Annotated in this window: 14 protein-coding genes and 1 pseudogene; 3 read left to right on the top strand and 12 right to left on the bottom strand. The window is 54.6% G+C overall.

Annotated features, from left to right (window positions below):
- Positions 1-71 precede the first annotated feature (71 nt).
- The gene (locus I6E42_RS02350) at positions 72-209 is read left to right on the top strand and encodes a hypothetical protein (protein ID WP_235229234.1); all 138 of its coding nucleotides are present in this window, start codon (positions 72-74) and stop codon (positions 207-209) included.
- Between the two features lie 88 nt (positions 210-297).
- Positions 298-1,854, top strand: a complete 1,557-nt coding sequence (locus tag I6E42_RS02345) for a recombinase family protein (RefSeq protein ID WP_235370232.1) — start codon at positions 298-300, stop codon at positions 1,852-1,854.
- A 54-nt stretch (positions 1,855-1,908) separates the two neighbouring features.
- Here I6E42_RS02345 and I6E42_RS12795 read toward each other — a convergent pair whose 3' ends face one another.
- The 5 genes from I6E42_RS12795 to I6E42_RS02320 all read right to left on the bottom strand — a co-directional run bounded on the left by I6E42_RS12795 (position 1,909) and on the right by I6E42_RS02320 (position 5,795).
- The gene (locus tag I6E42_RS12795) at positions 1,909-2,910 is read right to left on the bottom strand and encodes an exonuclease domain-containing protein (protein WP_235370231.1); all 1,002 of its coding nucleotides are present in this window, start codon (positions 2,908-2,910) and stop codon (positions 1,909-1,911) included.
- Positions 2,907-4,097, bottom strand: coding sequence for an MBL fold metallo-hydrolase (locus I6E42_RS02335; RefSeq protein WP_235370230.1), 1,191 nt, complete (start codon positions 4,095-4,097; stop codon positions 2,907-2,909). The genes I6E42_RS12795 and I6E42_RS02335 overlap by 4 nt, the downstream gene beginning before the upstream one ends.
- Positions 4,088-4,696 (bottom strand): winged helix-turn-helix transcriptional regulator, encoded by a 609-nt coding sequence (locus I6E42_RS02330; protein WP_235370229.1) that lies wholly within the window; start codon positions 4,694-4,696, stop codon positions 4,088-4,090. The genes I6E42_RS02335 and I6E42_RS02330 overlap by 10 nt, the downstream gene beginning before the upstream one ends.
- The gene (locus I6E42_RS02325; protein WP_235370228.1) at positions 4,693-5,025 is read right to left on the bottom strand and encodes a hypothetical protein; all 333 of its coding nucleotides are present in this window, start codon (positions 5,023-5,025) and stop codon (positions 4,693-4,695) included. Before I6E42_RS02325 ends, I6E42_RS02330 begins: the two co-directional genes overlap by 4 nt.
- A gap of 74 nt (positions 5,026-5,099) precedes the next feature.
- The gene (locus I6E42_RS02320; protein WP_235370227.1) at positions 5,100-5,795 is read right to left on the bottom strand and encodes a hypothetical protein; all 696 of its coding nucleotides are present in this window, start codon (positions 5,793-5,795) and stop codon (positions 5,100-5,102) included.
- A 325-nt stretch (positions 5,796-6,120) separates the two neighbouring features.
- Between I6E42_RS02320 and I6E42_RS02315 the strand changes: the two are divergent.
- Positions 6,121-6,291: pseudogene (locus I6E42_RS02315) on the top strand (manganese catalase family protein); the annotation flags it as partial.
- A 67-nt stretch (positions 6,292-6,358) separates the two neighbouring features.
- Here the strand turns inward: I6E42_RS02315 and I6E42_RS02310 are convergent.
- The 7 genes from I6E42_RS02310 to I6E42_RS02280 form a co-directional block, all read right to left on the bottom strand.
- The gene (locus I6E42_RS02310; protein WP_235370226.1) at positions 6,359-6,832 is read right to left on the bottom strand and encodes a hypothetical protein; all 474 of its coding nucleotides are present in this window, start codon (positions 6,830-6,832) and stop codon (positions 6,359-6,361) included.
- Between the two features lie 3 nt (positions 6,833-6,835).
- Positions 6,836-9,445 (bottom strand): ATP-binding protein, encoded by a 2,610-nt coding sequence (locus I6E42_RS02305; protein ID WP_235370225.1) that lies wholly within the window; start codon positions 9,443-9,445, stop codon positions 6,836-6,838.
- A 12-nt stretch (positions 9,446-9,457) separates the two neighbouring features.
- Positions 9,458-10,426: a tetratricopeptide repeat protein gene (locus I6E42_RS02300; protein WP_235370224.1), complete on the bottom strand. Its 969-nt coding sequence runs from the start codon at positions 10,424-10,426 to the stop codon at positions 9,458-9,460.
- Positions 10,427-10,444: 18 nt separating this feature from the next.
- Positions 10,445-11,431: a hypothetical protein gene (locus I6E42_RS02295; protein WP_235370223.1), complete on the bottom strand. Its 987-nt coding sequence runs from the start codon at positions 11,429-11,431 to the stop codon at positions 10,445-10,447.
- 14 nt (positions 11,432-11,445) lie between these two features.
- A complete protein-coding gene (locus I6E42_RS02290) occupies positions 11,446-12,078 on the bottom strand; it encodes a hypothetical protein (RefSeq protein WP_235370222.1) in 633 nt (210 codons plus the stop codon).
- The gene (locus I6E42_RS02285; protein ID WP_235370221.1) at positions 12,075-12,491 is read right to left on the bottom strand and encodes a hypothetical protein; all 417 of its coding nucleotides are present in this window, start codon (positions 12,489-12,491) and stop codon (positions 12,075-12,077) included. The genes I6E42_RS02290 and I6E42_RS02285 overlap by 4 nt, the downstream gene beginning before the upstream one ends.
- A 15-nt stretch (positions 12,492-12,506) precedes the next feature.
- Positions 12,507-12,702, bottom strand: a 196-nt coding sequence (locus tag I6E42_RS02280; RefSeq protein ID WP_412761278.1) for a hypothetical protein, incomplete at its 5' end; no start/stop codon positions are given.

The raw sequence follows: 12,702 nt of genomic DNA, 5'->3' as shown, positions 1-12,702 counted from the left end.
ATAAAGGGCGCTTCATTTTACTTCTGCCCTGCCGGATACCAGCATAAATTTGAGTAAGGAGGAATTGATTTATGAATGACTCTGTTCTCTGCAAGAGCTATTTTAAAAGCGGTGAGACCTGCACAACCGTACAGGCTTATACAAGCGTCTGGATCCAGCTGATCAATCAATTGGAACGCTCCAAGGCGATCCTGTCCGGCGCTCGATAAACTGAATATCGGTGCAATACATGACCCGCTTTCATCACGCTCAAGCTGTGATGAAAGCGGGTGTTTTTATAGATAGGAGGCAATCCGAATGGAAAAAGTTGCGATCTATTGCCGTCTGTCTGAAGAGGACCGCAATAAGAAATTCGAAACGGATGACAGCAACAGCATCCAGAATCAAAAGGCCATGCTTTTGGAATATTCCATAGAGCATGGCTGGGAAGTATATAACATTTACAGCGATGATAATTACACGGGTTCTGACCGAAACCGTCCTGAGTTTGTACGCCTTTTGCAGGATGCCGAAGCCCGCAAGTTTGACATCATTCTATGCAAGAGCCAGTCCCGCTTCACCCGTGAGCTGGAACTGGTGGAACGATACATCAACGGCCTCTTCCCTATCTGGGGCATCCGCTTTGTCAGCTTGGTTGATAATGCGGATACGGCCAACAAGGGCAACAAAAAGTCCCGGCAGATCAACGGCCTGGTCAATGAGTGGTATCTGGAGGACATGTCGGAAAACATCCGCAGCGTCCTGACCAACCGGCGGAAAAATGGATTTCACATCGGTGCCTTCGCCCTATACGGATACAAGAAGGACCCGGAGCAAAAGGGCCACCTGATTATTGACGAAGAGGCCGCCGCCGTTGTCCGGGAGGTATTTACGCTCTTCTCTCAGGGCTATGGAAAAACCGCCATTGCCCGGACGCTCAACGACCGAGGCGTTCCGAATCCGACCGAGTACAAGCGATTACACGGTCTGCGCTATCAGCAGCCGAAACGAAAAAACAGTACTCTCTGGAAGTATTCTGCCATCTCGGATATGCTGGTCAATGAGATTTATATCGGCAACATGGTCCAGGGCAAATACGGCAGCATTTCTTATAAAACCAAGCAGAATAAGCCCCGCCCCAAGGAAACGTGGTATCGTGTTGAGGGAACCCATGAGCCGATCATTGAACGTGACCTATGGGATCGGGTACAGGCAATGGTGGCATCCCGCGCCAAACCGTTTGATGTGGGCAGCATTGGGCTTTTTGCCCGGAAGGCGCGTTGCGCAAACTGCGGATATACGATGAGGTCTTCGAAAAATCATGGAAGACACTACTTGATCTGTTCGAACCGTCATGTGTCAAAGGACGCCTGCATCGGTGCCTTCATCCCCGTGGAGAAACTGGAGAAAATGGTGATTCAGGAGTTGAACGCCCTCTCCCGCACCTATTTGGATCAGGATGAGCTGGAGCGCAATGTCCAATTCAGTCAGAACCTGGAGCAGCAAAAAGCAAATTGGATAGAATCCAAGGCTAAGCTACAGAAGCAGCTTGAAGATAACCGGGCTTACCTGCGCACCCTGTATATGGATAAGGTCAAAGGCATCGTCAGCGAAGAGGATTATATCTCTATGGCAGATAGCTTTGCAGCAGACCGTGAGCGCATGGAACAGCAGATCAAAGAGGCGGACCACCGGCTGGAAGAGTTAGAGGCGCAGATGCTGGCCGGTGATCAGCGCAAGGAACTGATTCAGCGCTACACCAACGTGGAGCATCTGACCCGTGAGATGGTGGAAATCCTGATCGACTACATAAGTGTCGGGAAACGAATTCCTGGAACCCATGAGGTACCTATTGAGATTCACTGGAACTTCTGATACAGAAAGAAGGAAGCAAGCGAAAAAGCTTGCTTCCTTCTTTGCTTTCACGTGTCAGACTTCGCAGAGTTCTGCCGCATACAGCTTATCAAACTGCCCGGGACAACGAACGTCATACCGGATACCAAGGTTTTCAAAGACACACTTTGTCAATTCATAAAGTTCCTGAAGCTGATCGTCAAAAAACAGATTGCTGGATGGGCTGGGATCTATCAGCGATGGAATATTCAGCGCACGACGCTGCATCAGGTAGCCGAATGGAATGGCCGCCAGCTTATCAATGGCGATATATGGGCGTATGAAAGATTTGCCGCAGCGCAGGAAAGCCGCTTTCAGGAAACCTGCTGTGAACTCCTCTGATGTAAAGACAAAAGGTGTATTGCTGTGCGAAAGCCCTTCAAGCTGTCCCACTGCCTCTTCCAGCGATATGCCCTGCGCCAGCATTTCATCGATGATGCCGGTTATTCTTGAAATTCCGTCCGGCAGCGGCTTTGATTGGCGAATATAAATTGTTTGCGGCTGGCCTACAATTTTATAATTTGCCATATATGCAAGGCGGATACAGATGATGCTGTCCTCCCAGACTTCAACACCAGTGGTTTCAATGTCGATGAGATACCATCCGTCATTGAACATATTACTGCGCATTGCCACCCGGTTCTGCCAGCACGGAAGTGACGCTTCGCGCAATGTTTTGACTGCAAAACTTCTGTTACGGTCAATTCGTTTATGGAGGTCGATTACCGAAAGATACTCTGGAGCGGGGACTGTGTGCTGCTGCTCGCGGGTCAGATGGTCAGACAGCAGTATCACCGGAACCGGTTGGCCGTGATTGCACAGGTAGTCCTGATCGTAAAAAAACTCCGCAAGAATCGCCGCATCAAGATGCTTGGGATTCAGCACGATGCAGCGTGCCTGTCCAGTGATTCTTTTGATCTCAGTTTCGTTGAGCTGCTCTGTGTCATATGGGATAACGGGAAATGTGATCGGAAGCAGAACTTTCAATGTCTGATGCTCTGTACGTGTGAGGCCTATGGTATATACATCGTTCGTCACAGTCTCAGCTCCTCTCCGTCGTTTAAAAGCACAACCTTACGATTTGGGCAAATATTCTGCATCTGCTGCGGGGCGTCCGTGTGCATTGGAATCACCAGTTCCGGGTCTGCCTTGTCGATTATAAGCCGAATATCTTCCGGCAACGCATGGCCGCTGGTATGCAGCGCTTCCCATGTGCCGGTCAGTGCAAGAAACGCCGGGAGATTACTGCCGGGTTTGGTACGGTAGCCGTCCCACATGGAGTAGAGCAGAATACTTTGCGTCGGATCAAACTGCCGGATGATGGTTTCAAACTGCCGGTTTGCCCGGACGAACATCAGACCGCCGCGTTCCTGAAAACCAGCAGCGGGCTTGTATTGAAACCAAGTCAGCTTCGGTATTTCATAAAAAGAAGAATAACGCTTCCAATGACGGGAAACAGTCTCTGCAAGGGTATACTGATATTTGTCACAGATGCAATATTTCCCCCTTGGTACAACCCTTGCAAAGGCAAAAATCCGGTCAAGATTGGTACTTGCACATAAGACGAAGACGTATTTATATTTTTTCAGATAGTCCTTGATCTGCGCCTGTAAGTCCCACTCCCGTGGAACTGCACCGCTGGGCCGGGAAACCGATGTTCCCTCCGTAATGATGGCATCTACCTTGCCCACCAGCTTATCCAGTATCCTGGGCATTGCCTTGCCGCGAACACCATGCAGCCGGAAATCGCCGGTATAGAGGATGCGCTTTCCATCTGCCTCCAGCAGGAACATATAGCTGTCGCAGGCGGAATGGTCGATAGAATAGGGCGTGATTCGAATATCGCCGACAGAGAAAGCTTCACCGGGCGAAAAGGTGCGGATGCTATCCATACGGCGAAAAAGCGGTTCGTCTGTCCGGTTGCTGTGCTGTGCAGACAGGAGCATGATGTCCCTTGCCAACGCTCCGGCATAAAGCGGGATCTCTGGCCGGATGCGCGCCATCTGCCCGATATGGTCGCCGTGATAGTGTGTGAACAGCACCGCATCGCAGTGCCCGTTTGTATCCGTGACACCAGGGATATTCAACGGTGCAGGAACAAAATCAGGATCAACTGACAACTCATCGCCCATGTCAATAAGGATACGCGTTTTCTCCGTGGAAATTTCTGCGGCGATGCCACCGATCTGATGCGTACCTCTGTAAATGCAGATTTTCAATCCCATTCACCGTCCCAAACCTCTCCGAACAGAGCAGAAATGCCGTGAAACAGCTTCCATCCTTTGATTATCCGGTCATATTCGATCCACTCCCCCGCTGCCTGCAAAGCCGCGATATAGCGCTGCACACTGCGCATCGGCAGTTCGGTCAGCTCAGCCAGTTTCTGCGTAGAGATGCCAGGATGACTCCGGATCAAGGCGAGGATTTTCAGCCCGTTTACCAGCTTTTCACTGTATTCGTGCGCCTTTTTACTCTTGCTGTGTGCCGTGAGCAGCAGATATTTGAGCTTGTCCGTGATCGCATCAAAGGAATCGTAGCATTTGAAAAACTTTTGCAGCTCTTTTGGAGGTTTGGGCTCTCCAAGCCAGATAACGGTTTCGTCAGTGCAGCCGTTGACCTGCGAATAGTAATCGAAGATCATGCCGATGGAATCCTGGTCCATCTCCGGGGCATAGATGATCAGTACCTCACAGTTGATTGCGATCAGGTCGGTCGGCGCATCGGTGTCAAAAACCTCATAGTCCCGTGTCGGGATATTATCTTCCACGAGTGCATTCTGTTCTTCGGTCAGACCGAAGGTATTGATACGATAGTCCCGACTCATTTGTTGCCGTCTCCCTTTGTGAGTTCGCTTCTTGCCACGTCAAAGTTTGTCCCGCAGGTGACACACCGCATCCGGAGATACTGCTTTGCCAGCTTGTTCTGCTTCAGCCGGATCACCAGTGCAACGCTCCAGAAAACAACACCCACTATCGCAACAAGCACTGAGAGCATATAACCGCCGAACACAACGATCAGCCACAGAAAAAACCAGATACCAAACTCTACTTTTGGATACGGAACGCAGTACACATTGTGACTGCCACAGTTCGGACAGGTCACATCGTCCCCCGTCAGAACGGTTTTGCCCTGTGTGAATTGTTCTTCTGCCATAAAACCATCCTCCTGTTTTTGAGGACAGTATAGCAAACCGCCGCGACAGCAGGGTGGTTGTTTGATTTTGAAAATTAAAAAACTTCGTATCCTCCCGAAACTTCACGGATAAAGAACGGCTCGCTGTCCAGCAGACCCATCAGCTTTTTTAAGTTCGGACGTTGATCCAGATATTCTTGATGGGGCAAGCTATTTTCAAACACAAACGGGCTTGCCTTTACGGGAGTATTTGCCGGAATATTGAAATCCTCAGTCAATTTCACCGTGTCTACTGTGCGCAAATAGGTATAACCCTCCAAAACGCAGCGGAGCATCGTTTCCTGCGTGTCCGGCTTCTTCAATTCAAGAACGCGCAGGATGCTGCCGTCGTAGGCAAGAAGATCGATCTTTCCAGCCTGATCGCTCTGCTTGTTTTTCAGTGGAACTTGGTAATCAAGAATTTTTCCAACCTTCGCATATCGCTCACCCGTTTGGCAAAGGTTAAACATCTTCATTGCCGTGAGTTCCTCAATACGATTAGAGTTCGGATCGAACTCTCCCTTGTGTGTAGATGTGCGATAGGAAGCGCTTCGCCGGATTTTAGGAATCCCATCCGTAAATTCCGCAAGATGCTCGATCAAATACTTCGCGATGATCTCTGTGTAGGGAACCTGCGCGTCCGGACAGATGCCCTGATAATTGACAAGATTCTGCGCATAGAACAAAGCTGGATTTTTCATCGCTTCATCGCACATTTCAAGAACCGTATTTTTATCGTATTGTATGGGCATTGCTGTATCCTCCTTTTATATTTCTGGTTTCTTCTATTATACGATTCAGCTGCAAAAATCTCAACGTAAATCTCGCCTTTTCTGCCACACGATGTCATATCCAGCACATAGGCGACTTCACAGCCTCGGTATATCGCAGAGAGCCACACCGCAGCTTATCGGACAGATTGTGTACGCTGCAGCTCCCATAATAAGACCCTCCTTTATGATAGATTGATCAAACTGTCGTTCTTCATTGACAAACTTCTTGCTTTGGGATTATTATAGCACAAAATCAAGCATATCGAAAAGATACGGCCCAGAAATCAGATGTTGTCCTTACAAGGTCGCAGCAGAACAGAAGGCACGAAAGACCTACGACAATATCCTCCGCCTGTCCGACGACCCGGACGTGAACAACGTCATCCGCTTCCTGCGGGAGCGGGAGATCGTCCACTTCCAGCGCTTCGGCGAAACAAAGCGTACAAGATGGAATGGGACAAGCAAGAGCTGCTGACATTGAAAAGAGTTCTGAACTTTGCGTGTTGCAAAGGCCAGAACTCTTTTTTAGTGAATATCTCTGCTTACCGGGTCAGCACCTTCTGGTGCCCCTCCTCTTCGGAGGTATCCGGTGTTTCCAGGCCGAACATCTCCAGAGCGTTTGCGTCGCCCGCCAGCAAGGCTGTCTTCAGATCCTCCAGAGCCTCTTTATGCTCCTGGATCTCATCCAGCCGTTCGGATGTACTCTCCTCAAACTCCCGCAGGCCCTCCTGGGCGGGGGTCAGCTCCTCCACAGGGTTCTCTCCGTACAGCTCCTCCATCCGCTCCGCAACGGTGTGGGTGTCGCCGTTCTCCTCTAAGATCTCGATCTTATCCAGACTGCTGGCTTCATACACGTCATCCTCAGCTCCGTCGGAGATATCCGCCTGAATATCGTCCTGGGGCGCGTCGAAGATGCCCTCCGATTCAAAATCGATGCCGCTCTCCTCGCAGGAAACATCATTGTCTGTGCTCACATCGCCGGAGACATCCATGCTGCTTCCGAATTCGTCACACATATGTTATTCTCCCTTCTCCCGAGGGAGCAGAATGGTCTCCATCTCCCGCGGGGTAAATACAAAGGCTTTTTCCAATGCAATCTTTCGCAGCAGCCGCAGACGGGCGCAGAAGCACAGCCTTTCAAAGTCCGCTCCCGGCGTCCCCTCCCAGAGGGCCAGGGGCTTGTGCAGCAGGATCGCATACTGTGCCGCGGTGCTGCGGTCCTTCATTTTGACGCCGTTTTCCTGCAGCACCCGGGCGGCGTAGTAGTCCGCCCGGTCCCGGAGCACAAGATCGCAGCCGCCGGCGCACTGGGGGCAGAGGCCGCATTCCCGGCAGGGCTTGAGCAGATCCCCATGATTCGTCCAATAGGTCATGCGTCCGGCGATCTCCCCGTCGGGGACAGACAGGCGGATACCCTTGGCCGCCCGGCTGTCGGTGGTCTTCACCAACTGGGGCGCGTCCAGGCGGCTGTAGTAGACGAAGGCCTCGCCCACGCCCAGACGGCCCAGATGCTGCCGCTGGGTCTCCTCCATGCCGGTACTGTCCGCCAGAGCCGCCTTCTCCTCCCCCTGCACCAGACGGAAGGACACCTTGATGTCCGTATTGGCCACAATGGGACGGCTGACCGCCGTGGGAGACTGGTCGGCGATGAGGATGCCGGTGCCGTAGGAGCGGATCTCCGCGATCATATTCTGCAGAGCCCGCACCGTGGTGTCCTGCCCGCCCGCCCCATCGGCGCGGGACTTGCCCCCCAGCAGCACATGGGCCTCGTCGATGAGGATGATGTTTTTCAGCTCTCCGTCGCCCTTTTGGTTCTGCTTGGTGTGGGTGCAGACGGAGATCAGCAGCAGGGCCATGAGCAGCGCTTTCTGCTCCTGATTCTCGATGGCGTTCAGCTCCAGCACCGTGGGCTTGGACAGCAGGTCATCCAGCGGGATGGTGTGGATGGTATCGTAGATACTGGCGTTCTGCTCCAGCAGGTTCATCAGCCGCAGGGTGCCGCCGGACTGGAGGTTGCTCCGCACCTCGCCGCTGTACCCGGAGTTGGCCACCAGCTCCTTGAAGCAGAGGATGAACTCATATAGGCCGAAGGGCTGTACATCCGGGTCCCCTGCCCTGCTGCTGTTCTTCCAGCCGTATTTCGTATAGGCCGCCCGGACGGCGGACAGGAAGATCATATCCAGGGGCGAGGGCATGGAAAACGCCGCCTGGAAAGCACTGACCAGACTGGGGATGTACTTCTCCACCGTGATGTTCCGGGGCGGCAGGAAGGGATTGCAGAGGAAGGGCGACACGCCGCTGTTGCCGGGGGTGAAGATCTGCAGATCCGGGATGGCGTCGATCATGGCCCGGTACTCGGTTTTCGTCGGCTCGATGGCCAGGAAGGGGATGCCCTTCTCATAGAACTGCAAAAGCATATCCACGGAGAAGGTGGTCTTGCCGGTGCCGGGGGTGCCCACGATGAGGCCGTGGCGGGTGAAGGCTTTCAACGGCGCGCCGATGCGCACCCGCTCATCTCCCGCCAGGTGGCCGAAGACGATATTGTCCTCTGCCAGAACCGCCTTGTCAAACAGTGCCCCGGACAGGTCCACACGGTTACTGACGATGCCGGGCAGGCTGCCGTCATCCACGGGGATCTGCAGCAGCTTCGCCGTCTCCCCCTCCGTGTAGAGGTACGGCAGCCGCATGAGAGCCTCCATGCCCTGCAAATTCTGCCACAGCGCCCCGTCCCGGTACTGGTAGATGAGAGCGCTGCTGATGTTCCAGGGGGAGAACAGCAGGTCCCGCCCCAGGGAAAAGGCTCCCGTCAGGTCGGTATCTGTCAAGGACACCCCCCGCAGGGCGCTCTGGACCCGGGCCAGCAGGGCGGCACAGGCGGCGGGCGGCCCGCCCACCAGCAGGTTCAGCAGCAACCGGGGGCCGCTGTCCTGGGCGTAATAGGTGTAGGTTTCCAGCGGCCTGCGGGCGGTGTCGTCCCCCATGGCGGGGGTTTGCCCGGGCATTCCGCTGACCGCCTGGGCAAGCATCTGGCGCATCTGCTCGGCGGCGAACTGTTCCTCCGGGGACAGGGCCGCAGGGATGACCTGCACGGACAGCGCCCCACCCGGCGCGCCGCACAGGGCCGTCAGAAGGGATGCGAAGTCCACCGCGCAGCCCTGCCAGGTGTCATAGTGGTAATAGGGAAACTGGGCGAAGAAGCTCATGGGCACCTTCTCCTGCCGCACAAGAGCGCGGAGCTGTCCCTCCGCCTGTTCCAGAAGACCCGTCAACGGCTCTCCCCCGGACAGGGAGCAGCCCTTCTGGGTGAGCACCGCCTCCATGGCGGACAGGAAGGCGTCCATCTCCCGCTCTGCCTGCTGTGCCGTGGCGGACAGCTTCCGCAGCAGCAGGAACAGCCGCGCCCGGGCGGGGAACTTCTGGCCGCTCACCGGCTGGGACAGCCAGAGAAGTTCCAGCGCCGCGGACTCCCCGCACAGCCGGGCCAGATCCCCCAGCAGACCTTCAAAGATCTCCCCCATCCGCCCGGTGTCCGGGCCGAACACATCCACATGGGGCAGGGCCGTCACCTCCCGGACGGTCAGCCCCAGATAGCGGCCGTCCTCCAGCTCGGTTCCTTGAAACAGGGGCATACCGCCGCCTCCTTACTCGTCAAATGTGGGGCCTTTGTCCTTGTCAGGGTCGTTGGCGTAAGAATATGTCTTCTTACCACCGAACAGGCCCTTTTCCTTATAGGTGAAGCCGTCCATCATGGGACGGATATCGCCTTCAATGGTCATGCCTTCCGGAAGATCAATCTTTCCAACTATAGTAGGGTAAGATTTATAAACGTCATTATAATACCAATATCTAAACGAGATACTACGACCCTGAGCATCTATAAAAGATTTAATATGGTAACTGCTGTAATGCAAATAGGTTTTCTTGAGCGCTTTGCAGACCTCACTCACATCCTGCTTCAGGAGAAAGGCTAATATTTCCTCCTTAACCTTAGAACCGGGAAAGGTATTCAGAAATTCTGCATTGGCTTTTTTCCAATAGTCAAATGTGTCACGATATATGTCACGCTTCCTTTTCTTGTCCTTGTACTTCTGGATGATCGTTTCCTTTTGATTCCGGAACCACAGCAGACCCTGCTGCGCTTCATCGTCAACGCCCCCGAGAGATTGTGCCCGCTCATAGTATTTTTCTATTTCATCGCACCACTCCAATTTCTCAAAAGACCACCGGAGCCGATAATCATCATAATGATTATCATCAGTTTCTTTAAGTTCCTTTTCGCATTTTCCCAGGTTGATCTTCACCTGGACAGTTGCCTTACCAAGCCACATTCTGCCATCTCCGGGATATTTATCTGCGGCATCCTCGTAGGTATCATACGCATCTTCTAATTCTCCAATGCGCTCGAAGTCTTTGGCCCGCCGGTAGAGAGCGTCGGCGTCCTCTATGCCGGTGACCTTGACCTCGCCGTCGATCTGGATGGGGCCGGACAGCTCCACCACCATTTTCTTAACTTCTTCTTTAGAAAACTTCATGCCGCAGCTCTCGCACACGGCCATTCCGTCCTGCATGACCAGCGCTCCGCCGCAGATCTCACATTGTAATTTTTTCATATGTATCTTCCTCCATTATCACTCAGGTCTGGCATCCTGAACGGCCCGCCGGGCCGCTGTGGCTTCTTCCAGCGCTTTCCGGGCTTCGGGCAGCTCCTGCTGCGCCTGCTTCAACTGCCGCTCCAGTTCCCCGGCGCGGTCGAAATGGCTCTTTGTCCGGTTCAAACGGCGAAACAGGAACAGCAGAGGCAGACCAAGCCCCAACAGCGTAACAACAGGCGTTCCGATGGGATGAAACTCTATCCATGCGGCAAAGGTGAGCCAACCGCCGAAAACCAGCGCGATGATGTTGCCCATGGTAACAGGGCGGCGGTCGCCGTCTCGCTTATTGTTGGCAAACAGTTTTTTCTCGTCCTTGATCAGACCTGGCAGATACGAAATACTGTGGGAAAGATCATTCACCCGCTGCCGGGCTTCTTCCTCCCGGGCGGTGGCCTGCTTCACTGCCTGCTGGTAGAGGGCAATCTTCTGCTGCCTGGCCTCCTGCTGTGCCTGTTCTGCCCGTTTTGCGGCCTCCTGTTCCGCCCGCTCTGCGGCTTCCTGCCGCAGTTTCTCATCCGTCCCCGGCTTGACGGTGCGCACACGCTCCTCGAAATAGGCCCGGATCTCCCCTTTTGTTTCCTCCGGCGCGAAGTCCAGCGCCCGCTGGCACGCCTGCGGCATAGCCGCTTCGTCCAGTCCGCCATCGTAGAAGTGTTTCTCCCAGTCCATGGTACGGGTCAGGCCCCACCAGCCCCGGTAATCGGCGGGATACTCGTCAGCCATCTGCCGGAAAGCGGCCTGGGCCTTTCCCGTCTCTCCCATGCGCAGGAAGGTCTCCGCCCGGTCGGCCAGAGAGTCGCTGTTCTGTATGCCCTCCACCTTTACCGGGCCGGACAGCTCCATGATCATTTTCTTGACAGTTTCCTTTTTGAAGCTCATGCCGCAGCTTTCGCAGATGGCTTTTTCACCGTCATCGCTCATCACCAGGGCGCCGCCGCACACACTGCACTGTAATTTTTCCATTTACACTCTCTCCTTTAACCCTTAAACCGATAGATTTTCTCTGTCTTCAGCAGGCCCGAGGGCTTCATCCTGCAGCCATCCATCAGGGGGCGCACATCCCCGTCGATAAAGCGGCAGGGCACATAATAGGTGTGCCAGCGCCCATCGTTTAAACCAAACCCCGTATTTTTCATTCTCAGGCGAAATTCCATCACGCCCCCTGCGGCGTAGAGAACCTCAAAGCCCCGATCGTTCTCGTCCACCTGGCGGCTGTATAGGTTGTATGGACCGCTGTATTGGTACCGTGTTTGCATACAGCGCAGGATGTCCTGCCGCCACAGCTGGTCGGACCATCCCTCCGGGCGGTAGTATTTTTTGTCAGCCCAAAGGGCTTCGGAGATCTCCTCCACGTTAAACTGGTTCAAAAAGGCCGCGTTTTTCCTTCCCCAGGCATCCAGACGGGCAAACTCTTGGGTGTCCTCATATCTTGTGACCTCCACCGGCGCTGTCGCCAGCTTTTCCAGCATGGCGGCGTAATCCGCCACGCTTTGGTCCACCGGCTGGCCGACCGCCTCCTCTTTTCCTGCCCCGCATTGGGGGCAGCAGTATTTTCCCATGGGGGTACGGGGAAAGGTCTCTCCCTCGTATCCGCAAGCTTTACACTTCATGCTTCTTCCTCCTCATTTCGCGCGGCCCGCTTGTCACGGTTTTCCCGCTCCCGTTCCGCGATCATTCTGCCGCCCAGCACCGTCCCGCCGCCGCAGAGCAGACAGGCCGCCACCAGCACGATCTCCACAATAGCGCCCCATTTGAGCGGCAGGAAGGTGACGATGACACCCGCCGCCAGCTGGAGCACAAAAAAGATGGTCAATACCGTACCCAGGGCCATTGGCAGATGGGCGATCCCGGCCCGGAAGGCGTCCTTCCACACAGCGGCGAGACACAGTCCCAGCACCAGAACCGTGCAAATCAGTCCCAGCCACGCCCCCGGCTGAGCGAAGCCTGTCAGCAAAAACAGAATGGCCTCGCAGGCCAGAAATACGATCCCATACCCGATGGAAAATCCAATCTTATATCCCATATCCCGCTCCTTTCCTCACATCCGGCTGAGCACTTCCTGCATTTTCTTGTCGTAGACCTCCTGAGGGATCAGTCCCGCGTCCAGCATGGTCTTCAGCTTTTGCAGCACGGCCACCGGGTCCTCCTGGGCAGGGGCTGCGGCCGCCGCAGGCGCGGGAGCAGGCTCCGCCGCCTTGGCTTTCAGCGGGCTGGGGGCCGCACCGAAGGGAGGG

The sequence above is a fragment of the Pseudoflavonifractor phocaeensis genome (assembly GCF_021531815.1).
Classification (GTDB): Bacteria; Bacillota; Clostridia; order Oscillospirales; family Oscillospiraceae; genus Lawsonibacter; species Lawsonibacter phocaeensis_A.
Note: the sequence above shows the minus strand (reverse complement) of the source record. Positions and strands in the feature narration are given on the sequence as shown.

Coding starts and splice junctions, on each gene's coding strand:
- I6E42_RS02325 (WP_235370228.1), bottom strand. CDS start 5,025: ATGGCAGAAGAACAATTCACACAGGGCAAAACCGTTCTGACGGGGGAC.
- I6E42_RS02350 (WP_235229234.1), top strand. CDS start 72: ATGAATGACTCTGTTCTCTGCAAGAGCTATTTTAAAAGCGGTGAGACC.
- I6E42_RS02305 (WP_235370225.1), bottom strand. CDS start 9,445: ATGCCCCTGTTTCAAGGAACCGAGCTGGAGGACGGCCGCTATCTGGGG.
- I6E42_RS02295 (WP_235370223.1), bottom strand. CDS start 11,431: ATGGAAAAATTACAGTGCAGTGTGTGCGGCGGCGCCCTGGTGATGAGC.
- I6E42_RS02335 (WP_235370230.1), bottom strand. CDS start 4,097: ATGGGATTGAAAATCTGCATTTACAGAGGTACGCATCAGATCGGTGGC.
- I6E42_RS02290 (WP_235370222.1), bottom strand. CDS start 12,078: ATGAAGTGTAAAGCTTGCGGATACGAGGGAGAGACCTTTCCCCGTACC.
- I6E42_RS02320 (WP_235370227.1), bottom strand. CDS start 5,795: ATGCCCATACAATACGATAAAAATACGGTTCTTGAAATGTGCGATGAA.
- I6E42_RS02310 (WP_235370226.1), bottom strand. CDS start 6,832: ATGTGTGACGAATTCGGAAGCAGCATGGATGTCTCCGGCGATGTGAGC.
- I6E42_RS02330 (WP_235370229.1), bottom strand. CDS start 4,696: ATGAGTCGGGACTATCGTATCAATACCTTCGGTCTGACCGAAGAACAG.
- I6E42_RS02345 (WP_235370232.1), top strand. CDS start 298: ATGGAAAAAGTTGCGATCTATTGCCGTCTGTCTGAAGAGGACCGCAAT.
- I6E42_RS02300 (WP_235370224.1), bottom strand. CDS start 10,426: ATGAAAAAATTACAATGTGAGATCTGCGGCGGAGCGCTGGTCATGCAG.
- I6E42_RS02285 (WP_235370221.1), bottom strand. CDS start 12,491: ATGGGATATAAGATTGGATTTTCCATCGGGTATGGGATCGTATTTCTG.